17 protein-coding genes are annotated in these 24328 nt (G+C 58.1%); 10 read left to right on the forward strand and 7 right to left on the reverse strand.

Annotation, left to right across the window (positions count from 1 at the left end; genetic code table 11):
• Positions 1 to 54: 54 nt before the first annotated feature.
• The 3 genes from HDF15_RS24710 (at position 55) to HDF15_RS24720 (ending at position 7072) form a co-directional block, all read left to right on the forward strand.
• Complete coding sequence (locus HDF15_RS24710) at positions 55 to 5631, forward strand: non-ribosomal peptide synthetase (RefSeq protein ID WP_221314611.1); 5577 nt, start codon at positions 55 to 57, stop codon at positions 5629 to 5631.
• Between the two features lie 41 nt (positions 5632 to 5672).
• Positions 5673 to 5882, forward strand: coding sequence for an MbtH family protein (locus HDF15_RS24715; RefSeq protein ID WP_184260876.1), 210 nt, complete (start codon positions 5673 to 5675; stop codon positions 5880 to 5882).
• Positions 5883 to 6277: 395 nt separating this feature from the next.
• Positions 6278 to 7072, forward strand: coding sequence for a TIGR03435 family protein (locus HDF15_RS24720; protein ID WP_184260879.1), 795 nt, complete (start codon positions 6278 to 6280; stop codon positions 7070 to 7072).
• Positions 7073 to 7298: 226 nt separating this feature from the next.
• Here the strand turns inward: HDF15_RS24720 and HDF15_RS24725 are convergent, their stop codons facing one another.
• Positions 7299 to 8714: a hypothetical protein gene (locus HDF15_RS24725; RefSeq protein WP_184260882.1), complete on the reverse strand. Its 1416-nt coding sequence runs from the start codon at positions 8712 to 8714 to the stop codon at positions 7299 to 7301.
• Here HDF15_RS24725 and HDF15_RS24730 point away from each other — a divergent pair.
• Positions 8713 to 9588, forward strand: a complete 876-nt coding sequence (locus HDF15_RS24730) for a creatininase family protein (RefSeq protein WP_184260884.1) — start codon at positions 8713 to 8715, stop codon at positions 9586 to 9588. The two genes, HDF15_RS24725 and HDF15_RS24730, sit on opposite strands and share 2 nt — an antisense overlap.
• Positions 9589 to 9692: 104 nt before the next feature.
• Here the strand turns inward: HDF15_RS24730 and HDF15_RS24735 are convergent, their stop codons facing one another.
• From HDF15_RS24735 to HDF15_RS24745, 3 genes are read right to left on the reverse strand one after another with little or no spacing between them, the layout of a single operon-like run.
• Positions 9693 to 10145, reverse strand: coding sequence for a VOC family protein (locus HDF15_RS24735; RefSeq protein WP_184260888.1), 453 nt, complete (start codon positions 10143 to 10145; stop codon positions 9693 to 9695).
• Between the two features lie 32 nt (positions 10146 to 10177).
• Positions 10178 to 11197, reverse strand: coding sequence for an alpha/beta hydrolase (locus tag HDF15_RS24740; protein WP_184260891.1), 1020 nt, complete (start codon positions 11195 to 11197; stop codon positions 10178 to 10180).
• A gap of 10 nt (positions 11198 to 11207) precedes the next feature.
• Positions 11208 to 12155, reverse strand: a complete 948-nt coding sequence (locus HDF15_RS24745; RefSeq protein WP_184260894.1) for an alpha/beta fold hydrolase — start codon at positions 12153 to 12155, stop codon at positions 11208 to 11210.
• Between the two features lie 206 nt (positions 12156 to 12361).
• On the opposite strand from HDF15_RS24745, the gene HDF15_RS24750 reads away from it, so the two are divergent.
• Both HDF15_RS24750 and HDF15_RS24755 read left to right on the forward strand, forming a co-directional pair.
• Positions 12362 to 13060, forward strand: a complete 699-nt coding sequence (locus tag HDF15_RS24750; RefSeq protein WP_184260897.1) for a MarR family transcriptional regulator — start codon at positions 12362 to 12364, stop codon at positions 13058 to 13060.
• Between the two features lie 1195 nt (positions 13061 to 14255).
• Positions 14256 to 15977 carry an amidase gene (locus HDF15_RS24755; RefSeq protein WP_260331343.1) on the forward strand — a complete coding sequence of 574 codons (1722 nt, stop codon included), beginning with the start codon at positions 14256 to 14258 and terminating at the stop codon, positions 15975 to 15977.
• Between the two features lie 9 nt (positions 15978 to 15986).
• On the opposite strand, the gene HDF15_RS24760 is transcribed toward HDF15_RS24755, so the two are convergent.
• From HDF15_RS24760 to HDF15_RS24770, 3 genes are all read right to left on the reverse strand, one after another.
• Positions 15987 to 17120 carry an acyltransferase gene (locus HDF15_RS24760; protein ID WP_184260899.1) on the reverse strand — a complete coding sequence of 378 codons (1134 nt, stop codon included), beginning with the start codon at positions 17118 to 17120 and terminating at the stop codon, positions 15987 to 15989.
• A gap of 86 nt (positions 17121 to 17206) precedes the next feature.
• Positions 17207 to 18340: an NAD(P)/FAD-dependent oxidoreductase gene (locus HDF15_RS24765; protein WP_184260901.1), complete on the reverse strand. Its 1134-nt coding sequence runs from the start codon at positions 18338 to 18340 to the stop codon at positions 17207 to 17209.
• Entirely contained in the window at positions 18337 to 19863 is a 1527-nt protein-coding gene (locus HDF15_RS24770) for an FAD-dependent monooxygenase (RefSeq protein ID WP_260331347.1), read from the reverse strand. Before HDF15_RS24770 ends, HDF15_RS24765 begins: the two co-directional genes overlap by 4 nt.
• Positions 19864 to 19968: 105 nt before the next feature.
• On the opposite strand from HDF15_RS24770, the gene HDF15_RS24775 reads away from it, so the two are divergent.
• The 4 genes from HDF15_RS24775 to HDF15_RS24790 all read left to right on the forward strand — a co-directional run bounded on the left by HDF15_RS24775 (position 19969) and on the right by HDF15_RS24790 (position 24131).
• The gene (locus HDF15_RS24775) at positions 19969 to 20661 is read left to right on the forward strand and encodes a TetR/AcrR family transcriptional regulator (protein WP_184260905.1); all 693 of its coding nucleotides are present in this window, start codon (positions 19969 to 19971) and stop codon (positions 20659 to 20661) included.
• A 165-nt stretch (positions 20662 to 20826) separates the two neighbouring features.
• Entirely contained in the window at positions 20827 to 21279 is a 453-nt protein-coding gene (locus HDF15_RS24780) for a DinB family protein (RefSeq protein WP_184260907.1), read from the forward strand.
• 97 nt (positions 21280 to 21376) lie between these two features.
• A complete protein-coding gene (locus HDF15_RS24785) occupies positions 21377 to 22417 on the forward strand; it encodes a YncE family protein (RefSeq protein ID WP_184260909.1) in 1041 nt (346 codons plus the stop codon).
• Between the two features lie 514 nt (positions 22418 to 22931).
• On the forward strand, positions 22932 to 24131 hold the full coding sequence (locus HDF15_RS24790; RefSeq protein WP_184260911.1) for a HEPN domain-containing protein: 1200 nt from the start codon (positions 22932 to 22934) through the stop codon (positions 24129 to 24131).
• The last annotated feature ends 197 nt before the right edge of the window (positions 24132 to 24328 follow it).

The following is a 24328-nucleotide window of genomic DNA, read 5'->3' on the forward strand; positions in this document are numbered from 1 at the left end:
CTGGAGGCGTTTCCTCTGACACCGAACGGGAAGCTGGACCGGAAGGCATTGCCTGTGCCGGAGTTCACGAGCACACAGGAGTGGGTGGCCCCGCGGACTCCGGAGGAAGAGATCCTGTGCGGTCTGTTTGCGGAGGTGCTGGGGCTCGAGCGAGTGGGTGTGCACGATAACTTCTTCGCGCTGGGCGGGGATAGTATCTCGTCGATCCAGTTGGTCAGCAGGGCGCGGAAGGCAGGATTGGTGTTGACGCCGCGTGACATCTTCCAGCGGCAGACGGCGGAGGCTCTGGCTGCGGTGGCACGGATCGTGTGGGACGAGAGTCTGCTGCTGAAGGAGGCGCCTGAGGACTGGGCTGCCGCGGTAACACTGACGCCGATCATGGAGTGGCTGCTGGAGAAGGGCGGGCCGATCGGTCGGTTCAACCAGTCGATGCTGCTGCGGGTGCCGCAGGGGCTGAAGGAACAGGCGTTGTTGCAAGCGCTGCAGGCGTTGCTGGATCAGCACTCTGTGCTGCGGCTGAAGCTGCAGGGATCGAGGCTGGAGATCCAGGCTCCGGGGAGCGTGGAGGCGTCGTCGTGCTTCCGGAAGGTTCAGAGCGGGGAGATTGGGGCTGTAGCGCTCGAAGCGGAGCGGCGGCTGTCGCCGGAGGCTGGGCGGGTGCTGGAGGCGGTGTGGTTCGCGGACACAGGCCGATTGCTGCTGGTGATTCATCATCTTGCGGTGGACGGAGTGTCGTGGCGGATTCTGGTGGAGGATCTGGTTGCGGCGTATCAGGCTGCAGCGAAGAGCGAAAAGCCTGCACTGGCAGCGGTAGGGACATCGTTCCGGGTATGGTCGGAGCGGCTGGTGGCGGCGGCGCGTGAGGAGAAGAGAGTTCGTGAGCTCCCACTGTGGAGCGGGATACTGCGGGAACAGGATGCGCCGCTGTTTGCGCAGGCGTTCGATGCGAAGCGCGATGTAATGGGGACTGCCCAGCAACTGAGTCTGACGCTGCCGTCGCACCTGACGGTGCCGTTGTTGAGCAAGGTGCCTGCGGCGTTCCGTGCGCGGATCAATGAGGTTCTGCTGAGCGCGCTGGCGCTGGCAGTGGCGGGATGGAAGGGCAGGAACGCCGCTGGACTACTGGTGGATGTGGAGGGTCATGGACGTGAGCAGCTTTTCGAGGGCGTGGACCTGTCGCGGACGGTGGGCTGGTTCACGAGCATGTTCCCGGTTCGTCTGGATGCGGTCGATCATCGAGAAGCTCTGGGTGGTGGAGCTGCGTTAGAGCGGGCGTTCAAGGGAATCAAAGAGTCGTTACGGCAGATCCCCGATAGTGGAATCGGATATGGCTTGCTGCGGTATCTGAACCCAGAGACGGGCAAGGTGCTGGCGGGCCTGGCGAAGCCTCAGATCGGGTTCAACTACCTGGGTCGGTTCGCTGCGCCGGAGGAGTGGGACTGGACGATCGCTGCGGAGGTGGGATCGCTGCAGGGCGGCTCTGATCCGGGGATGCCGCTGGCACATGGGCTGGAGCTGAATGCGTTCACGCTGGACCGAAACGAAGGTTCGGAGCTGGTGGTGAAGTGGAGCTGGGCTTCCGCGCTGCTCAAGGAAGAAGAAGTGCGGGAGTTGGCGGAAGGCTGGTTCCGGGCGCTGGAGGTCTTCGTCCACACAGCCGAAGGGCCACGCAGGATCGGGCGTACGCCATCGGATCTGGAGCTGGTGCGACTGACGCAGGCGCAGATCGAGGGGCTGGAGAAGAAGTATCCGGTACTGGCGGAGGTTCTGCCTGTGTCTCCGTTGCAGGAGGGCTTGCTGTTCCATGCGCTGTACGACAAGCAGGCGTTGGACATCTACACGGTGCAGCTGGTGCTGGAGCTCGAAGGCGAAGTAGACGGGCAAGCGATGCGGGAGGCAGCGGAGCGTCTGCTGCGCCGCCATGCGAACCTGCGGGCGGGCTTCGAGTACGAAGGGCTGGATCAGCCGGTGCAGGTGATCTCGGAGGATACGGTACTGCCGTGGCAGGCGGTCGATCTTGCGCGGCTGTCCGCGACTGAGCAGGACAGCGCGTGGCGGCAGTTGCTGGCGGAGGATCGGGCTGAGCGCTTCGACCCGTCTGTGGCTCCGTTGCTGCGGTTTACGCTGGTCAAGCTGGCGGGCGATCAGTACAGGCTGCTCTTTACGCATCACCATCTGCTTCTCGATGGATGGTCGATGCCTATTCTTATTCGGGAGCTATTGCTGCTCTACGCGGATAAGAGCAAGACGCTGCGGCTGCCGCACGTTACGCCGTACAGGGAGTATCTGGGCTGGCTGGCGGGGCAGGACAGCTTTGCGGCGAGAGAGGTCTGGAAGGCGCAGCTCGAAGGCGTTACGCAGCCGACGTATATCGTGGGCGAAGGCTCGGGGACGGGCGAGAAGCTTTCGGAGAAGATTACGTATGCCTTGCCTGAGGCTCTGACGCAGTTGCTGACGCGTCTGGCTCGCAGCCAGGGAATGACGCTGAATACGCTGCTGCAGGCGGCGTGGGCGATTCTGCTGGGACGTCTGACGGATCACGGCGATGTGATCTTCGGCATGACGGTTGCCGGGCGGCCTGCGGAGATTGCGGGTGTGGAGAGCATGGTGGGGCTGTTCATCAATACGCTGCCGCTGCGTGTGCAGCTTCGTTCGGCGGATACGGTTCGGGATGTTCTGGTTCGGTTGCAGGAACAGCAGTCGCAGACCATGCCGTATCAGCATGTGTCTCTCTCTGAGATACAGCGGCTGGTGGGTGTTGGCGGGCTCTTCGATACGCTGCTGGTCTTTGAGAACTATCCGGTGGACGAGACGGTGAAGGACATCGTTCCGGGGCTTCGTATCGGGGCGGTTGAAGGCCGCGATGTGACGCACTACCCGCTGACGGTAGTGGTCATTCCCGGTGCGAGTTTGCAGTTGCGGTTGCAGTATCGCCCCGATCTCTTCGACCAGGACGCTGTAGAGGTTCTGGCCAAGCGGTTGGAGTGGATTCTGGAGGCGGCTATTGCGGACCCCGACCGGAGAGTGGAAGAGATCAACATCCTGAGCTCCGAGGAGCGTCGCCTGGTTCTGGAGGAGTGGAACAAGACGACGGAGGATCTGGGTATCCAGACGTTTGCCGGGATCTTCGAAGAGCAGGCGGCGTATGCGCCTGAGGCTACGGCGCTGGTCTTCGGCAAGCAGCAACTGAGCTATGGCGAGTTGAACCAGCGTGCAAACCAGTTGGCCCATTGGCTGAGGTCCGAAGGGATTGGGTTGGAGAGCATCGTCGCTATCGGCGTGCCGCGTTCGGTGGAGATGGTGGTTGCGATCCTGGCGACGCTGAAGAGCGGTGCGGCGTATCTGCCGCTCGATCCTGACTATCCGGAAGAGCGTCTGGCTTACATGCTGAACGATGCTCGGCCAGCTCGCGTGCTGACGACCGAAAAGGCAGCCTCTCGTCTTTCCGCTGCGGGGAACACGGTTATGCTCGATGCTCCAGAGCTTCTTCTGGAGCTGCGGTCGCAGCCGAGTAGTAATCCAGTTCGCCAGCAGGGAGCGGATCATGCGGCGTATGTGATCTACACCTCGGGTTCGACGGGCAAGCCGAAGGGCACGGTGATGACGCATCGAGGTCTGTCCAGCCTTGCGGCGGCGCAGATCGAGCGGTTCGCCATCACACGCAATGACCGTGTGTTGCAGCTTGCGTCATTGAGTTTTGACGCGGCGGTGATGGAGCTTCTGATGGCCTATGCCGCGGGGGCGACGCTGGTGGTTCGCGAGCCGGGACCGATTGCGGGCGAGCCTCTGGCGGAGTTGCTGCAGCAGCAGCGGATCAGCCATACGCTGATTCCTCCGGTCGCACTGGCCAGCATGCCGCAGTGGGAGTTGCCGGACCTGAAGACGCTGATCGTCGGTGGTGATGCCTGCTCGCCGGAGCTGGTGTCGCGCTGGTCGGTGGGACGCCGGATGATCAATGCCTATGGGCCTACGGAGTCGACCGTAGCCTGCACGTTGAGCGAAGCGCTCTCGGGCGGAGCGATTCCTCCGCTGGGCAAGCCGATCGTGAATACACGGGTCTACGTGCTGGACGGCAGTCTGCGGCCGGTGCCGGTGGGCTCGGCAGGTGAACTGTACATCGCCGGCGATGGCTTGGCACGCGGATATCTGGGACGCCCTGGTCTGACGTCGGAGAGGTTCGTGGCGAATCCTTATGGGGAAGCCGGAAGCCGTATGTATCGCACGGGCGACCTGGCGAAGTGGCGGAAGGATGGCGTGCTGGAGTACCTGGGACGCACCGATCACCAGGTAAAGATTCGCGGCTTCCGCATTGAGATGGGCGAGATCGAGGCGGCGCTGCTGAAGCAGCCTTCCGTGGCGCAGGCGACGGTGATCGCGCGCGAGGACCGTCCGGGTGAGAAGCGTCTGGCGGGCTATATCATCGCGGCTGAAGGTTACGAGATAGACACCGGGCTGCTGCGGCAGATGCTGGGGCTGCAGCTGCCGGAGTACATGGTTCCGGCGGCGCTGGTGGTGATGGATGCCTTCCCGCAGACGCCGAGCGGAAAGCTGGATCGCAAGGCGCTGCCTGCTCCGGACTACAGCAGCACGGCCGCTTGGGTGGCTCCGCGCACCGAACAGGAGGAGATCCTGTGCAAGCACTTCGCCGAGGTGCTGGGGCTGGATCGAGTGGGGGTACACGATAACTTCTTCTCCCTGGGAGGAGACAGCATCCTGTCCGTCCAGCTCGTCAGCCGCGTCCGGAATGCCCTGAATATCGACCTTTCGATCCGCACGCTCTTCGACGCGCCTTCGGTTGCCGAGCTGGCCCGGCACGTAGGCGGGTCGAACCTGGCTACCAATCCGCTGGAGCCGGTACTGGCTCTGCGGCGGCAGGGAAGCAAGCCCGCGGTCTTCTGCGTACACCCCCTGGGAGGCCTGAGTTGGTGCTATGCAGGGCTCCTGCAGCGTTTACCCATGGAAATTCCTCTCTATGGAATGCAGGGACGCGGTATAACAGAACCACACAGAGTTCCTAAGACCATGGACGAGATGGTTGCCGACTATGTCGCCCAGATGCAGGAGATTCAGCCTCATGGTCCTTATCATGTGCTGGGTTGGTCGTTTGGTGGACTGGCGGCGTATGCTATCGCCACTCACTTGCAGGAGCTTGGAGAGGAGGTCGGTATTTTATCGATCCTGGACGCTTATCCGTGGGAACCGGAGCGCGTGAAGGCCCTGCCTCCGATGGATGAGATGATTGCAGTACTGCTGCGTGAGCTTGGATTCGATGCCGAAGGCAAGTCTGCCAACATGGAGATTGCCATGGTCAGCGCCCTCCTCCAGTTGGACCAGGGAGCTCTCGCGGCACTGGATGAGAGATATATCTCCGCGCTGGTGGATGTCTTCAAGAGCAATCACATGATTGCCCGCGATTTCGTCCCGAGACCCTTCCGCGGAAACCTGTTGTTCTTCGAGGCGACGCTAGAGCGCCCGGAAGGAAGTCCTCAACCTGCAATATGGCAGCAATATGTCGATGGCAATATGGAGATATATCCCATCGTCTGTAAACATCAGCTCATGACGGAAGCGGCTCCCATGGCTGAGATCGGCTCTATACTCGCTACAAAATTAAAGAACAAACTGCAATGAACTTTCATGAACAACTTTTTATTGCTAAGGGAGAAAGACCAATGACCAACCCATTTGAAGATGCAGAAGCTACTTATAACGTGCTCATCAATAAAGAGGGTTTCTATTCTTTGTGGCCGGCCTTCGCGGCAGTTCCGGACGGATGGACGATCTGCCTGATCGACAAGCGGCAGGCTTGCCTGGATTACATCAATACGACTTGGACGGACATGCGTCCCCTGAGCCTGGTCTGTGCTCCAGCCCTGAACTAGCGTTGTAGAGCCGTTTCTCTGGTTTCAGTGCTGGTGGTATTTCGATGCAGCCGGCGCGAGTTGCTTTCCTTAATGCCGCCAAGACTGTGCAGAGCTCAAGAGGAATGAATCAGTGACGGGAGCGGTCTGTTTCGCCACGGCCAAAGAAGGCAATTCAGTCGTTGCGGCTGCGCCTTCACTCCGGCCTGCGGCAGCGAGGTGTGGGCTTTTGGCCCGGCGTTTGCGGCATGGCTGAAGCCATGCCCTTCCGATCTTGCCTCGGCAATCTGTTTGCACACCGTTCGACTTCACGGCACGAGTCGTTTGATGACAATGTAGGGGGGATTTCGTCTCTACATCAGGCTATTGCTGAAGATGCTTTGGTCGCTCCTATTCAACCAGTGACGGTGCCCCTCATGATCCGACAGACTGTAATCGCAGCCCTGATGCTTGCGGCTTCTGGAATCGTCGCGCAGTCTCCTGCGCCGCGTCCCAAGTTCGATGCGTTTGAGGTGGCGACCATCAAGCTGGTGGACTCCGATGCCAAGACCGGCCGATTTATTAAGATGGAGGGGCTTCATCGGTTTATCGGAAAGGATTACACCCTGAAGCTGCTGATCGCGGCGGTTTACAGTCTCAATCCTCGAACGATCTCGGGTGGGCCTAGGTGGACCGAATCAGAACACTACGACATCCTTGCCGAGACGCCCGGTGAAGTCCGGCCTACCCACGACGAGCAGATGGCGATGCTGCGGAAGCTGTTGGCGGAACGATTTAAACTCACCTTTCATCGCGAGCAGAAAGAGTTCTCGATCTATGCACTGGAAGTTGCCAAGGGCGGACCGAAGCTCAAGGCAAGTACGGCTTCTCCAGATGAGCCTGCGGCGCTCATCAGCACGGTCTATCCGCAGCACATCCTGTTACCGGCAAGAAATACGACGATGGGTGAGTTTACTTCCATGATGCAGCGGGCCATCCTCGATCGCCCGGTCGTGGATCGGACTGGGCTCACCGGAAAATATGATTTCGACCTGGAGTGGGCGCCCGATGAGACGCAGTTGAACGGAGACGTGACCGGGGCTCCTGCGGAGTCTCCAGCCGTGCCGTTGTTTTCTGCTATTCAGCAGCAGATTGGTTTGAGGCTGGAGGCGACGAGGGGGCCGGTGGATGCGTTTGTCGTTGATAAGGCGGAGCGGCCGACGGAGAATTGATTTTTCAGCGCGTAGTTCGCTGATCGATGGTTGCAGCACAGGAGGCGGAGGGAACGCGTCCGTGGCGAAATTCGCCGACCATCTTGCCCCTATTTCAATCGGTCACTGACGATGAGCCGACTTGTCGTTACTGATTCTGATGGTTTTCGAAGTTGACGCTCTAAGATGTTAGGTTGAACTCGAGTTGGCGACGCAAAGTCGAGCGTATGCCGAGCTCGGCGCCATGTCACTTTAGAAGGCGCGCAAGTGGAGTCCTCGATACTTGCCAATCTTTGTCCCAATTGGTAGCCAGTGTTAGCGAGTCTCCATCATTCCGCACTGCGAAGTCCACTAAAGATTGCTCATGTTCAGGTTGGATTGTCTCGATGACCGAGAGAGCGTTCATGTCCACCAACAATATTTTCGTGCCATGGGATACCCCGCCCTCTTCAAATAAGAATCCATGTGACATGTCGACGGGTATAGCTGCATAGCGACCGTCTGCTGTGAACTTCGGTGCCCTAGGAAATTCAGACCATCTAATGTGACGGGCCGTCTCCGGGATATTCATCTGACGGAATGCTTTAGAAGCAAAGCTGTAAACCCAAAGTCGGTGCCATGCGAGCATCGCAATAGAGTCATCAGACGGTGACCCAAGGTTCGGTTGACCACTGCCGATTACTCTATCGTCGGGCGGTGGTGGAACCTCTAGAGCAGGCTCATCATTTGAAGTAAGAGAAGCAGAAGTGAGTGTGCATCGCGGTTGTCTATCAATTCTGGCGGATACCGGGGGACACAAAAACCATACGCGGTCTCTTCCGTAATCATAGGAAGACGCATAAACCTCGCTGTAGGCATAGCCTGTAGCGCGGTGTCTATCCTGTTCAAGGATTCCTGAACTGTTGACTTGTTGAGTGATGATTTCCGGTTCGCCTGTCGGCTGGTAGTGAGCTTGAGAGATGGCTAACTGGCTGGTATGACCGATGAACCCCAGCCCATATATATCGAACTGAATGGGAAATACGCGATGGACTTCGACGCTTTGTGCGAATTCGCCTCGGGGTAGATCGATCAACCGCACAAAGATGCCCGACGCCGTCGCGAAAGCAATCGCAGCCTTCTCAGAATTGGCAGATATAGCGAGATGGCATTTGGAGACAGCACGTGTAGCCGACGCAGATTGTCGATCACTAAGTTCTATCGTTTGACCTGAGCGACGAGTGATAACGACTTGGTAGCCATCGCTAAAGACAGTGGCTTGGACCAAATCTCCAACACCCGAATAGTCCGCGCAAACCTCCATTGCGGTCTTCTTAATGGGCGTGCTCTGTGCCGGTGCCAGCCCAATCGATGCATAGAGTGCTATTGCGAAGAACGGCCAGGAAGGCCTTATAGAGATCACTCGATCAGCATATCTGAAGAGGTCAGCAGTTATCGCCCCTGCAAAGTCGCACTTCAAGCGATCAATCAGATTAGTACCGATAAACGCTCTTCTCATCATCAAGCGTCCCTGATGATAGGCCGACTTATGAGGATCGGGTGTGATCCCCTTGTCTACGAGATCCAGCTCGAAAGGAATCAGAACCGCATGCCTCGCTCGAAACCTTCGACGTTCCGCATAGGCTAGACTGTTGGCATTCCTCAATGAGGTGCCTTGCTCCATGCGTTTCCGCTATCTGTCCGTCCTTTGCCTCTTCCTTGCGCTTTCTCCGTACCTCGCAGCAGCGCAGCAGCTTTCGCCCAATTGGGAAGAACTTACCGGCCCTGACTTTGTTAAGGCCATTCACCAGGCGCAGGGCACCTGCATTCTGCCCATCGGCATTATCGAGAAGCATGGTCCGCAGCTTCCCTTGGGCACCGACCTGCTCAATGTGCGCTTTGCCTCGCTCAATGCCGCAAAGCTGGAGTATGCCGTTGTCTCCCCGGAGTACTATTTTGGGCAGATCTTTGAGGCACGCCATGAGCCTGGCACTATTGCCTACAGCCTCAGCACGCAGCTTGTTCTGCTTCAGGAAACAGTCAACGAGCTTGGGCGCAACGGCTGCCACAAGATCCTTATTGTGAACGGTCACGGCGGCAACAACAGTCTGCTACCGCTCTTCGCTCAGTCTCAGCTCGCGTCGCCACACGACTACGTTGTGTATGTCATGGACAGCATTCCTCGCGATGGTGCGGGCCGCCCTTCACAGAAGTCGGCCGCCGACCTACACGCGGGCGAGGCCGAAACCTCGGCCATGCTCGCCAACCGTCCCGACCTGGTTCATATGGACCGTGCGAGGAGCGAGTCCGGCGCGGACCAGCATCGTCTCACTCTCCCCTCCAGCATCTACACCGGGATCTGGTGGTACGCGCGCTTTCCCAATCACTATGCCGGCGACGGCTCTACCGCCACCGAGGCCCTGGGTGAGTTTGACCAGAAGAACTGGTCGCACGAGATTGCGGAAGCGGTGAAGGCCATCAAGGCCGACGAAGAAAGCGCCCGCCTCCAGAAGGAATTCTTCGAACAGTCCCAGCACCCGATTGATACGCCGCAGTGAACATGAGCTTGAGCGCAAACAGCCAGCTTGCGCCGTCACTGACGATAAGACGACATATGAGGACCAATATTCCTTGGATATCTCAGGCAAAGGTTTCGTCCTAATTATTGAGCAATGGACTGGATAACCTCGAAGAGGTTACCCCAGGGATCGGCAAAAAAGGCTACGCGGAGACCCATTGCGGGCACGTCGTGTGGCTCGCTAGCGATGGTCACGTCACGGCTCTTCAATTCATCGATGACGGCGTTCACGCTCTCGACGCTGAAACCGGGGTGATGCCACCCAGACAAGTTGTAGCTGTTATGCAGATCTTTATAGGCGGGCCGTTCTGCTGCGCCAGGGCCGGCCATAAGCTCGAAATGAAAACTGTCGTCCCCGGCAGGATAAAGGAAGGCGAATCTGAGCCCGGCTACGGACACCGTTTGCTTCGACCGAAAACCGAGCTTGTCGGCATACCAGGCAACGGCCAAATCGAAGTCCGGCACACGAATGGCTGCGTGGTTGATCTTCAAAGAAGCAAGCGGGCTGGAGGTAGGTGGCGTGCTGAGTGTGCTCATTGTTTTCCTTGGGGGATGCCGTTATCGCCTAGTTACAGCGTCTTCGTTTTGAGCCAGGAACGGATGGCTTCAGTCGCTTCTGCCTTGCGTTCGAGAGGCAGCCAGTGGCCTGAAGGCAGACTGGTCACGGTCAAGTCCTGACACGCGCTGCGCATTGGCTCGCCGAAACGGTTAGGGGTGATATCGCAGAGGCCGTCGAAATTGCCATTGATAAACAACACTGGCTGGCGCAGCCTGCCACCATCCGGTGCCTCGTGCGCATAGGCGATATTGGCGCTATCGTTCAAATACCAGGAGTTTCCGGGCCGGAAGCCAGTCATGCGGAAGGCTTCAAGCAGACTGTCAAAATCAACGGAAGGCCAGAGCGCGGCGTCAGGCTGCACGGTTGGAGCACGATGCGCCGATCCGAACCATCCACCATTGCGCGTAATGAGCGCCGACCTGTACACCTTACCTGCGGATTCGGGGTTGCCGCTGCGGTAGATCGCCGCGAGGCTCGCCGGGATGTCAGCATCGAAGTCGGTGACCGTCTGCTCGAAGTGGGTCAGATAAAAGCGGTAGTAGTCCCACTGTCCGTCCGGATACTGATCGACGGGATAGAGCTCACGGTCGATGAGCGGCAGGTGATTGGGTAACGCGAAGGCGTCCGGGATATAAGGAACAGAGATGAAGACAACGCCGCGGCTCCGCTCGGCGTGATGTGCAGCCAGCGCACCGACAACGGGACTTCCGAGGTCATGCCCAATCCAGATGGCTGGGCTTCCGCCAAGATGGTCATGCAGTTCGACCATATCGTCGACGATCTCTTTCAGGGCATAGGCGTCCGAGTGGGCAGGCGCCGACGAACCACCATAGCCGCGCATATCCGGCGCAATGCAGTGCCAGCCTTCAGAGGCGAAGGCCTCCATCGGCGCGCGCCAGAAAAGGCCAATTTCGGGCCAGCCGTGAAGGAAGATCATTAGTGGACCACTGGCAGGTCCAGCCTGCCAATAATGCGTTGTATGACGTCGTGAACTGAAAGTGGTGTCCGTAAGTGGGAAGGATGTTGCCATCGCGAGCTCCTTAGGCAGGGTGTACCGTGCGCAGGAACTTCACGAGCTGTTGGCTGACTTCTGCGGAGGCCTCGTGTTGTATCCAGTGGCCTACATTGTCGAGTTCGAGGCTCCCGACGAGGCCCGGAAGGCCATCGCGAAGCTTCTCAGCGGGAGGATAGAGTGCCCCTAATCCGTCGGCCTTTCCGGAGATGTAAAACGAGGGCTGGGTGATCTTCGTGCCTTTCCAGGCGGCGGACAGATCGAAATAGAGCTCGGCAGCGCGATAGTAGTTCAGCGCACCGTGAAAGCCGGTGCGTTGAAATTCCGCCACGTTGTGAGCCAGGTAATCGGGTTCTACCCATGAGGGCAATGGCCCGGGAGCAGGACGATGAAGACTTCGTGCAGGGTCCAGAGGGTTCCACCGTTGGTCTACTGGAGCAGAGCCCGATGCCCAATACAAGATTCCCGGAATCGTAATCGCAGCATCGGCCCAAACCTGGTCTGCTTCCGGTTTGATCTGTTCGAACATGTAGAAATCGTTTTCGTGGCCTGTTGTCCGCATTCGCTCGAAGACGCTGACATCACCACGCGGAAAGTAAGGCACGGCAAGGCAGAACACCGCTTTGAATCGATCGGGACGCATCATGGCGGCATTCCACGCATGGGTTGCACCCCAGTCGTGGCCCACGATCGCGGCGCTGGGAATCTTCAGGGCATCAAGGAGCCCGACCAGATCGCCCGCCGTGTGCAGTGGCGTGTATACGGCCGGGTCTGAGGGCGCTGAACTGCGTCCGTACCCGCGCATGTCAGGTGCAATCGCTCGATACCCTGATGATGCGACGGCGTTCATCTGTCGGCGCCACGTATACGCGGTGTCTGGAAACCCATGGCAGAAGAGCACGGCCGGACCATCCCCAAGCTCTGTCACGTGCAAGGAGATGCCATTCGAGGTGATCTGGTAGTCCTTGAGCTCCATCTGTCCTCCATTTTGTAACCTCATCCTAAATATTTGCTTGAACTAAAGCAAATATTGTTCAATCTGCTGTTGACAGAGCTAACATCGATACGGGGATATGACCTATGCAGCTAGACCACGTCGATCGAGTCGTCCAACAATGGAAAGCAGAACGGCCTGAGTACGACCTTGCTCCGGTTGAGATCATCGGGCGAGCGGGACGCATCATGGAGCATGTCGACCGCGCTCTTGAAGCTAAGTTCGAAGAGTTTCAGATTTCAAGGGCCTCCTTCGACGTCCTGGCCGCACTTCGTCGAAACGGAAAACCCTACAAGCTGAACCAACGCGATCTGATGCGCGGTCTTTTCCGTACATCCGGAAGCATGAGTCTCAGAATAGATGCGCTTGAGAAGCAAGGCCTGGTGAAGCGGTCCCCTGACAGTGAAGACCGTCGCTCTGTCTTTGTCACTTTAGCTGCGAAGGGCGTGGCCCTTCTCGAAACTGTCATTCCTGCTCATCTGGAGAACGAAAGCAGCTTGGTCGCGGGACTTAATCGCGCTGAGAGGGCCCAGCTTATTGCCCTGCTGCGCAAGTGGTTGGTCAGCCTCGAAGAGGAGGTGGCTCACGGTCGCCAGCTTTATCTCGGCATGACTCTGCTGGATTCCCATGCGTCGACGAAAATGCGGCGAGCTGTTGGCCTGCCCGATATCCCAGGCTTACTTGTCAACAAGATTGCAGCGGGCAGCCGCGCAGAAGAGCTCGGCTTCCGTAAGGGAGATCTCGTCACTTCCGTTGAGAGACAACCCGTTACGTCTCTGGGTGACCTTCGCAAGATCCTAAACCACTCAGAACCAAAGACGAAGAAGGTCCGAGTAGTTCGCGGAGTCGAAACGCTGGAATTCAGGCTTACAAGTTCCTCAATATAGAAAGTATCCCGAGGCTAATAGTGTTCTGCACAGCAGCGAATGTTGCTGGCTACTGGAAAACGCGCTTCTCGTCTCCTACGTGCCGCGGACTATAAGGGAAAGTTGCAGGAACGCAAGTTCCGAAGATACGAAGTGAGTGGGGTCTAGATATTTTTTCGTGTCCAAACGACCGAAGCTCGAGCGTTTGAGGTGGGAAAGGTGCTGAAGGTATCGGTGAGGCTTCAGACAAGGCTGGAAATCCCTGAATCATGGAATCACATGTTATCTGGGTGGTACGAACGAAGAGCGGGAGGAAGCAGGTTCGCTCGCTACGCTCGGAATGACAACCAGAAAAGCAAGAACAAAGGCGACTGCACAAAATGAGTGGCCCTAAATATTTCATGCCAAAATGGCTGAGGCTCGAGCGTTCGAGGTGGAAAAGGTACCGGAGGTATCGGTGAGATCAGAAGTCTCGGGGTCCTTCGACTGCGCAGCTCGCAAAGTGCGCGAGCCGCTACGCTCAGGATGACGATTCTGGGGGGGAGTGTGGAAAGAAGAGCGGCGTTTGTGTGCCATTTGGACGTAGTAGATGTCTCCGATCTAGTGTGGTGAATCCTTAGTTTCGTTGAAGAATGATGGTCCGTTCAGCACAGCCCGAAGCGCGTTCCCTGATGCTTCAGTATCAGGAAGACGGAGGGGCCGTAGCCTTTAGGCTACGGAATACGGGGCTGGCAAAGATGTGGCCTTTAGAGCAAATCTCCTGTTACTGGGTAGTTGAATCGGGCTTGCAATACCGTTTTTCTGGGGAAAAACGGCCATAAGCGTCGTGGTTTCGCTATACACCTAGAGGAGATTTGCTCTAGGCCCGGGCCTTCTTTCGGCTGCGAACAAAAGGCCCGGGGCTAAAGCCCAATTCCTGCCTGGCTCTCATTCCGTAGCCTAAAGGCGATTGCCTCCCTTACCCTCCGTCCCGCGACGCTAAAGCGTCACGGTTTGCGCTTCGCGCCATGGGGTAACCCTGGTTCTTCAACGCACTAAGAAATCACCATATTAGGGCGTTTTCATGCATGTTCAACGCATTTCTATCGAGAGACGCGCTTGTGTTCATTTGGTTTGCCGGACAGACCTCACTGAGTGCTAAGCCCGTTCGCAATCGTTGAGCAACGTATCGACCAAAATCAGGCTGATTCGCTCTGCTCTCGGCTACACTGGCGACATGCGAAAGCTACTTCTCCTGGTCTTATTCGGACCGGCCGTATTGTCCGCCCAATCCAGTTCGCCTGCTCCTGCAAGAGCGGCTCATGCCGTGATGGATCACGATCTCACGGACGTCAGCGTGGATCGCCTGCATGAGCTCTATCGTGAACATCGCTACACGGTCACGGAGGTGGTGCAATGGCACCTCGACCGCATTGCGCGCTATAACGGCGTCTATCGGGCGGTCCAAACCGTTACCGCAAAGGCGGCGCTGACAGAAGCAGGCCGCGAAGATGTCGAGGCGAAGCAGCCCGGCTTTCGCCCAGAGCCTCTGTGGGGTGTTCCGATTGTGATCAAGGCCAACACCAGCATCGCCGGCCTGACGACGACGGCCGGTTGGATTGGCTACATGCTCCCTGGTCATGAGTTGGTTGCACCGCGTGATGCGCCCATCGTCGCCAGGCTGCGCAAGGCCGGAGCGATTCTGGTTGGGGTGACCAACATGCCCGACTTCGCCGCCAGCGATACCACGCGTTCTACTGCCTTCGGCCGCACAGGCAACGCCTACGATGTACGCTTTTCGCCGGGTGGGTCGTCGGGCGGGACCGTTACTGCTGTTACCTCCAACCTCGCCGTCCTTGGCAACGGCACGGACACGGGCAACTCCATCCGCATGCCCGTGGCGACGAGTAACCTGGTCGGCATCTTCCCGACTCGCGGCCTCGTCAGCATCGCGGGCATCGCTCCGCTGGACTGGCAACTGGATAACACGGGGCCCATCGCACGCACTGTAGCCGATGCCGCTCTGGCTCTTACCGTTCTGGCCGGCGAAGATCCCCTTGATCCGGCTACGATCGGCTCGCAGAGCAAAGCTCAACCCGGGCCCTACACGCAATATCTGAAGCCCGGTGCACTCAAAGGCAAACGTTTTGCGGTGCCTGCCTTCATCCTCGACGGAGAGACGCCGGTCTTTCAGGGCGTTTGCCCTAACGCCACACCGGAGCAGTTTGCAAAGGCGAGGAAGAATGCGTTCACTCCCTTGAAGCCGGAGACGCGCGCCGCCTTCCTGCATGCGGTCGAGGAACTCCGCGCTGCGGGGGCAACGGTGCTGATCGATTCGCAGATCCTGCCCGACAGCTTCGCCATTACCGCTTCGCACATCTGCACGCTTCCGTATCTTCGCGAGGGCACGGAGAAGTTTCTCGCAGACTTTGGACCTGCACAGTACCATTCTGCGGCTGAATATGAACATGCCGTCGGCAAGCGGCTGCCCTCCGTCATCATCGGCGGAGAAAAATCAGGACTCTTCGAATCCACGAACGTGCAGCAGGCCACGCTTGAGACCGATCCCCATGCGGGTGAAAATTTCTTCGGCCCGCGCGACAAAGTATTCACGCTCTACGAGGGGGAGCTCGATCGCCTGCACCTGGACGGATTCGTCTATCCCGCGATCCAGATGCCACCGGTCGACGAGACCATGCCGCAGGACGGCCGCGTAAGCGAAGGGCCGCACAGCGATACGAACTGGGTCAACATGCTGGGTGTTCCGGCGATTAGTTTTCCCGCCGGATTTTATGAAGATGGCCTGCCGTTCGGCATCGAGATCAGCACACGCAAGTGGCACGACGGGGACCTGATCGGGTGGGCCTACGACTACGAACAACACACGCACTATCGCAGACCGCCTGTCCTGGTCGACCGCGGTCTGCTGCCGACTGCCGCCAGGCCGCTTGAGCCGTAGGCATAGGGATCATGAGGTAGTTTTGCCAAGGAAGCGGCGGCTAAGCCATGCCCGAACAGGCTCATCATAGAGCTTCAAGCAGGCGTAGGCGATCGTGACACTCGCGATAAACAGCAGCACGCCTGCCACCGCTCCACGTCCTGCAGGAACTTTGTCCCGGACGACCCAGGCAGTGTAGATGTAGATCAGCGGATAGTGCGTGATGTACAGCGGATAAGAGATATCCCCCAACAGCTTGGAAAGTTTGGTCTGGAAGTTTCCGCTGGTACGTTCGCCGGCACCGATCGCGACAATGAGAGGGAACAGAACGATGATGCAGAACGACTCATAGAGTCCATTCATCCAGAGCTGGTGTGAACCGCCAATTCTGGGCATGCAGAGAGAGACGATCACCAGGAGGCTGCAGATGGCAAAGCTTCCTGGAAGGTGAATCCGCTTGCCGATACGCATCAGCAACATGCCCGCGAAGAACGGATAGAGCAGGCGTGCGAAACCAATGTGGAGCTGCTCTTTGTCGATGCTCCAACCGCCAATCACGTCACCGTTTGGACTTGCTAGGGCAAGATGGACCAGCAAAACTGCGGAGAGAAATACAAAGATGCCGAGTGCCTTGTTCGAGAGCTTGCGGATGCCGACAGCGTAGAGGATGTTCGCGATGTACTCGAAGAAGAGGGACCAGGCGGGGCCATCGAGCGGGTGCATCTCGTTCCACCCGCGGATGTCCATGGACGGAAGCAGCGGCACAAGGGTGAAGCCGACCAGCATCACGAGCAGCATCTTCCAGACGGGCGTTCCGGCGATCAGCGGAAACGCAGGCCCGGTCTGGAAATAAAAGAGGGCCGCCCCAATGATACTTCCCATGATGACCATGGGTTGCAGGCGAATCAGCCGGCGCTTATAGAAGTCCCATTGGCTCATCTTCCCCCAGCGGTCGTCGTAGGCATAGGCGACCACGAATCCGGAGAGAAGGAAAAAGAAATCGACGGCCAGATAGCCGTGGTTCAGAATCTGTTTCGAGTGATCGCCTTTGGAATAGGGCTCGAAGGTGTGGAACATCACGACGATCAAGGCGGCGACGCCACGCAAACCGTCGAGTATTTGGTAGTGGCTCTTCGTTTGGAGGGAGGCAGGGGTCCGGTTCATGAAGTGCCAACCATCATATAGAACGCTGCGTCAGCCTAGCCAGAAGATTGCTAAGGATGACGATTCCTGGGAAGGGTTGAAAGACCTTACTGGATGGGTCGGTTGCTGGTGAAGAAGTCCAGCAGACTCTGAGGTGCGTTGGGGCCGAGGCACACGTGGAGGATCTTTTCCGCCTCTGCTGCCTCGGACGCGCTGCGGGGAAAGAGGTCCTTCTCATATGCGAGGAGCGCGGCTTCGATATCACCGGGGTTGGCGGCGATGGCCTGTCCGAGTTCGGCGCCGTCGAACATGGCGAGATTGGCTCCTTCGCCAGATGGGATCATCAGGTGCGCCGCATCGCCGAGCAGCGTCACCCCGGGCACGCGGTCCCATCTGTGCTTGATCGGAAGCGCATGGAGAGTGCGAAGCACAGGGGCGGTTTCAGCGTCGGTGAGGAGCGCTGTAAGCTCCGGAGCCCAACCGTCGAATTCCTTGGCGACACGGGCCACCGCAGCCACCGGATCGGAGAAGTCGATGCTGTCGATCCAGTCCTTTGGCTCGTTCAACGCCACGTACGTGTGCAGTACGCCGTGGGGCTCACGGTGCGCGAGGATGCCTCTTCCCGGAGCCACCGCAAACAGCGCGCCACCGCCAACCGCTTTCGCGCTGGGCTTGTGACGGGTGTCCGCGTCGTACAGATACGTCTCGATGAAGGACGTGCCCACGTACGCCGGTATCGCCTCGGAGAGAAGGGGACGAACTCTCGACCAGGCGCCGTCGGCACCCACGAGGAGGCCGGTCGTTACTGTTGAGCCGTCAGCAAAGGTCAGGGTGTACTGCCCGTCGCCGAGCGGAGCCGCTGCTGTGAGTTTGTGTCCCCAGCGGACCGTGCCGGCAGGAAGGGAGTTGAGCAGGATACGGCGAAGCTCTCCTCGGGGCACCTCAGGCCGGCCGCCTGTGCTGTCATCGGGCTCATCGAGCAGGACGTTGCCGTGCTTGTCGAGAATCCGCGTTGCCTGACCGCCAGGGTGGATGATCTCGAGAAATTTTTCGAAGAGGCCCGCCGCCTTGAGTGCGAGCTGCCCGTTGTGTTCGTGGATATCGAGCATGCCTCCTTGAGCCCGGGCGGTGGCTGAGGCTTCCGCTTCGTAGATGGTCGCGGCGATACCGTGAACGTGGAGGACGCGCGCAAGCATCAAGCCTCCGAGACCGGCACCGATGATTGTGACTGAGGTCTTCATCTTGTCTCCTTCATGAGCCAGAGAGCGGCAGCGTTTTGAATGTCGTTGTCATCGGGGTCGTTGTCAGAAACCCAGGCGATGATTCCATCAGGGCGTATCAGTGCAGCTCTCAAGCCGAATTGTTCTTTCGCCCGTCCAGAAACATACCTGATTCGGTCGCCATATTCACTTGCGAGGATTCTAAGGGATGCCTTGCTCTCAAAATCAAGCAGTATTGCCTGGCCATTGTGCATGAGCTCGCCAACTCTTGTACCGTCTTTGAACTCAAAGTTGGGAACGCTGTGGCCGATGAGAGGGTGATCGTCACCAAGATCGTAGTGGGTGTGAACACCCCACACTCTTGCTGCCATGTAGGTGGCGCCATCGCGCGTATCCATAAGGTCGCGGATGATCGCGTTCAGTGCGCGGGCAGGCGGGTCTGGTTTCATGATGGCGACCTGGGCTCGTGACCAATCCAGAACCTGTACGCCAAGGGGGTGCCGTTCCGATTGATAGCTGTCCAGCAAGCCTTCGGGTGCTTTCCCGTGGAGGGTGGAGGCGAGCTTCCAGCCCAGGTTCATGGCGTCGCCCAGTCCAAGGTTGAGCCCCTGGCCTCCCAGCGGCGCGTGAATGTGCGCGGCATCGCCGGCTAAGAGTACTCGTCCATTGCGGTAGGTCATGGCCTGCCGTGCCCGGTCGGTCCAGGTGGTTGCGGCATGGAGGGCGCTGATCGTAACGCCGGTGTTCGAGACACGGCGTAGCGCCTCCTGAACGAGTTCCAGCGTTACCGGTTCTGCACGATGAGCGGCCCCGCCATCAAACTCAATCATCACCAGGTAACCGGGTTGCGATTGGAAGTACATGCCTGTGGGGGTCAGGTTGCGGCCTGGGCTTAGCTTCTCGGGGTCGGCAAGGTCAACCTGAGCAGAGTAGCCGGTAAACTCCGGCTCCGTACCGGCGAATTCAAAACCGCCCAGCTTGCGAACAACACTACGGCTGCCGTCGCAACCCACGAGCCATTCGCCTTGAAACGTTTGGTCGCCGGACTGGACAGTTACCCCCTCTGCGGTTTGCTGAAAGGCAGTGATGGCAAGCCCGCGTTTGATCTCGACACCGAGGGCTTCTGCACGGCGAGCGAGCACAGATTCCATCTCCTGCATTTCAGATATCAAATTGGTCGCGGGCGAGTCTGGCAGGCGATACCTCCACTGTGAGGTGTCAATATTGCCGTCGAGAAAGGGAATGCCGGCAAAGTGTCCTCCCTGACGCCGTGGCCCTTGTACGGGAGCTGAGGTTTTGTGGGGATTCTTTAAACGTTTGTGTACGTCGAGTTCTTTTAGCAGATTGCGACGGTAAAGTGCTTCGATCGTAGGCGTCGAGAGTCCTCGTATCCCGAAGGGAAGTTGCTTCAAGGGCGAGTGGGTATCCATCGCCTTTTCCAGGATGAGGACGGAACATTTGGCCAGGGCCAGTTCACAGGCAAGGAAGAGGCCTACTGGCCCTGCGCCGGCGATGATGACATCGTGTGGGATGGGAGTCTTCATGTTGACTCCTTCGTGGTTGGCGGCTGCCATTTAGAACTTTGAAGATCACTGTGGAACATCATTCCATAATATTGGAACATCGTTCCATTTATGTCAAGATGAAGCATGGCCAAAAAAGCGCGCAGCGTTCAGCGACGGGAAGAATCACTCTCACGGGAGAGCATCATTGAAGCGTCGATCGAGCTGCTGGATAGCAGCGGGGAAGGCGGGTTGACGTTTCGCACGCTGTCCGAGCGGCTTGCGACGGGGCCTGGTGCTCTCTATTGGCACATCGCCAACAAGAGCGATCTGCTGACCGCTGCCTGCGACGCTATCGTTGCCCGCACGATGGAGGCGACACCTTCCGGCGCGAAGCCGAAGGCAAACCTTCGGGCTCTCGCGCTGGGCATGTTCGATGCGATCGACGAGCATCCGTGGGTGGGCTCGGCACTGGCACAGGCCCCCGGAGAGATGCCGATGGTGCGCATTCTCGAACGCCTGGGCCAGCAGGTGCGCGCTCTTGGGGCGGAGGACGACACGCAGTGGGCGGCGGTGGGAGCGTTGCTGAACTACATCCTCGGTGTCGGTGGGCGGAATGCGGCCAATGGGCAACTTGCGCGGGAGCGAGGCCTCGACAGATCGGACTTCCTTGAAGCGGTGGCGGCTGCCTGGTCTCAGCTCGATCCGCGGGAGTATCCGTTCACGCGAAGTGTAGCCGGACAGGTGAGGGATCACGACGACCGAGTGGAATTTCTTGCGGGAATCGATCTCATCTTGAGAGGTATCGAAAGAGGGATCGAGTCACCGCGACGTCGCTGACACCTTCAACATAGACATGCGGCTTGCACTGCGTTCCCCGATGTTTCCGAGCGGGGGAGGGAACGAGCCTGTTTCGAAACTCGCCGACCATCTCGCCCCGATCTTAATGGGGCACTCATGAGAAGACGCCTTTTCATTACCAACCTTCAAAAGCTATGCTGTGTCATGGCCTCACCCCAACAGCAAATCAGATTCGAACATTGGGCAAATTCGCAGAGCCTGGAGGCAATCGTCGCAGCGTCTCACGATCTGCCCGAAGCTCTTTCGCTCGTTGCGCATATCGTCTCAATCAGCCGCTTCTGGGCGGCCAGGGTTGAGGGTACGGCTGAGAAGCTTGCCCCGTGGCCAACTCTTACAGCTCCCGAACTGGAGGCGGAACTACGACAGCTAAGGGACCGCTGGTTGAGGCTTTCCAATGGCACGGCAATGGACGCACAGGTGCGATACGAGAGCAGCGACGGAGAAAACCGCTCCAACCTTTTCAGTGAAGTTCTCCAGGAGGTATTTCTGCACGGGGCGCACCACAGAGGACAGATTGCCCTTGTGCTACGCATGAAGGGCTTTGAGCCTCCACGTTCAACTGACTTCATCCCTGCTCTTCGCACGAAGGTACTTTAAACGCAAACCTGGTGACGGCGTTTAGATGGAATGAGGCGATCGTGCACTTGCGTCCTCTAAGCCAGAGGCGTTTATTTAGGTTTAGGAGAAGCGACCGATGCGTTCAAGGATGTTCCGGTTTGTGCTGACTGGTGTTGCATTGGGAGTTGCGGTGTTTACTCCCAGAAGCTGGGGTCAGGTTGCAGAGCACCCTGTGTTGCTGGCGCTCTCGAAGACCGATCACACGCTGTCGATCGTCGACCCAGTGACGCTGAAGGTCATTGCGAAGATGCCGGTCGGGCCGGATCCGCACGAGGTGATCGCGTCAGCGGACGGAACGCGCGCGTGGGTTTCCAATATGCTGAACGGCCAGGGACACGAGTTGGATGTGCTGGACCTGGTGAACCACAAGGCGTTGCCGAGCATCGATACAGCGCCCATGGTCGGCTTGCATGGTCTGGACTTCCAGGACGGTAAGGTCTGGTTTACGGCGCAGGGCGCGAAGTCGATCGGCCGGCTGGACCCGGCGACGGGCAAGACGGAGTGGGTCATGGGGACCGGGCAGGACTTTACACATTTGATCCGGGTGATGCCGGACGGTCAAACAATCTTCGTCTCGAACGCGCATTCAGCGAGCGTGAGCATTATCGAAGATCGTGAAATGCCGCCTGCTCCGACGCATCCTGCTCCGCCCGGACCGGCGCAGCGTGACTGGTTCGTGACGACCATTCCGACCTCGCTGGGCACGGAGGGCTTCGATGTATCGCCCAACTGGAAGGAGTTGTGGTCAGCTGCAGCGAGCGATGGCAAGCTCTGGATCATCGACACTGCGCAGCGGAAGGTGGCTGCATCGATCGATGCAAAGTTGAACGGCGCCAATCGCCTTAAGTTCACGCCCGACGGCAAACGCGTGTTGATCTCTATCCTTTCGACGGGCGATTTGTTTGTGTACGACGTGGCTTCCCGCAAAGAGATCAAACGGGTGATCCTGGGCAAAGGGTGCGCCGGTATCCTGATGGATCCGGACGGCTCACGCGCGTTCGTGGGCTGCACCGCAGCGAACTACGTTGCAGTGGTGGATCTGAACACACTGACGGTCACGAGCCATTTAGATGTGGGCGGCGGACCGGACGGTCTTACGTGGGCGAAGCGACCATGATGAGTCGCTGACGGCGACGGTCGGGTCAAGTGCATGGAACGTCTGAGAGGGGATGGGAGCCGCAGCGAATCGATCCCCACCCTCTCTCCGTTCACTGAGCGTACGCAGCAGGTAGGCTTTGATCCATTTTTGGTTTTCGCGACTTTCGAGGAGAGAGGAGAAAGGTGAGCAAGAAGGGATGCACCCAGGAGATCAAAAAGACTGCCGCTGTTCCCCTCAATAAGTGCATTGGCCTGTTAGCGATAGTTGAAGCCGAATCATATCGTTCAGTTGGGTCACCACAGTCTTGCTAGCTACATTCGTCCGCCGGCTCTGACTCGCGGCACACCGGGGAGCACGACAAGAATCTTCCGCAAGGCAGCCAATTGACGTTCTAGAACATGTCCATAGGCCGCGCCAACGTCTCGTAGATACGTCAGCGAGCCTGTCGAGGAGCTTGGAGCTACCCGCCTAAAGTCGACGCCGCTACGCAGCGGACCTAGGGTAACGTTCATACCCTAGAATCTATTGTGCAATGAAAAACCCAGCTCGCGTCCAACAACTCTTCTCGGGGATGGCTAATGCGTTTGCAGCATGCGTCGCGGGCGCTGCCTCTTCGACATTGAATGTTGATCTATCGCGCCATGCTCACATTCAGTACGGGGAATTTGTTTTCCCTCAAGCCTTCGCACTTAAGCTCTTCGAGGTATCGAATCTAGCTGCGGAACAACTGGATGCCGATTCGGCGTGGAGCAAAGAAGCACTTTTCGATCTACTCATCCGTCATTCAATTGAAATCGCTCGTGGAAATGTTTCCCAGGCTGGTGTCACAGGCGTGGCTGCCAAGTTCTTAAAGGAGCTCAAACGGCAGCCATCGGAATATGAGAAACAGATTGCGATTTTTGGATTGGACGGGTTTGCTGAACCGATGGAGTTCGGACAGATCGAACTGATTGGACTCAATCACACCCCTCCGTCTGATCATGGATCTCTGTTTATTGGGGGAAATCCTACTCGAACAGAATTCGCCTCGGTTCGGGTCATTGCGATCGATGACCAGACCGCGCAAGCCAAGACCAAACAACTGTTAGCCTCCCATCTGGCTGTGCTCAATGCACTTTGTGCGGAGGCTTGGCCATCGTATTACAGGCTCTCAGATTCTTACATCGATCCGATGGATTTCCGGATGATTGGCACAGTCCTACCATCTGGAGAGTGGGGCGGCTCGATGACTCGCGTTCGCTCCGTGTATCCACTTCCGAGCGTGAAATTGAGATCCATCATCGAGAGCGAGCGCTCCAAGCGGGCGAGTGCTCTCATGACCTCTAAAGACGAGGTTTCTAGGCGAATTCGCGCAGGCTATGAGTTGGCAGGTAAGGCCTGTAGTACAGTCGATCCCGCTACCGCATTTGTACTGTTCACGATCGCCCTCGAGAGCTCGGTGATGGGGGGCACTTCTACTGAGATCACTCATCAACTAGCAATGAGGGTTGCTCATCTAGTGTCAAACAGCGTAAGCGAGAGGGCGGCCACGGCAAGGCTCGTCAAGGATCTCTACAAAACGCGCTCGAAAATTGTTCATCGTGGTGAAACAGATATCACGAGTCGGGAGGTCAATCAGATTCGTATCTTATGTCTTGATTCACTCCGAGAACTGGCCGCGTTGGCAGAGCGCGACTGTATGACCCAGAATGCAGAATTCACTCGTTGGTTTGAGATGCGTCAGCTCCAGTAGGTTTAATTCATTATCATCGTCGGCCTCACGGCTCTGTACTCGCAATATTCCATGCGCGCGTGCATGAATCTAACGCCTTTGGTTAGTCCTCCGAACGCCGATGTCGCCAGGAGTGGTTTTTCGATTGATGCCAAATCGCCAAGTCACTCATCGAATGAACTGGTTACTTCCGCTAAGCCGACGCCTGCGGACAGGGC

Origin of the sequence: Granulicella mallensis (assembly GCF_014203225.1) — a bacterium.
Classification (GTDB): Bacteria; Acidobacteriota; Terriglobia; order Terriglobales; family Acidobacteriaceae; genus Granulicella; species Granulicella mallensis_A.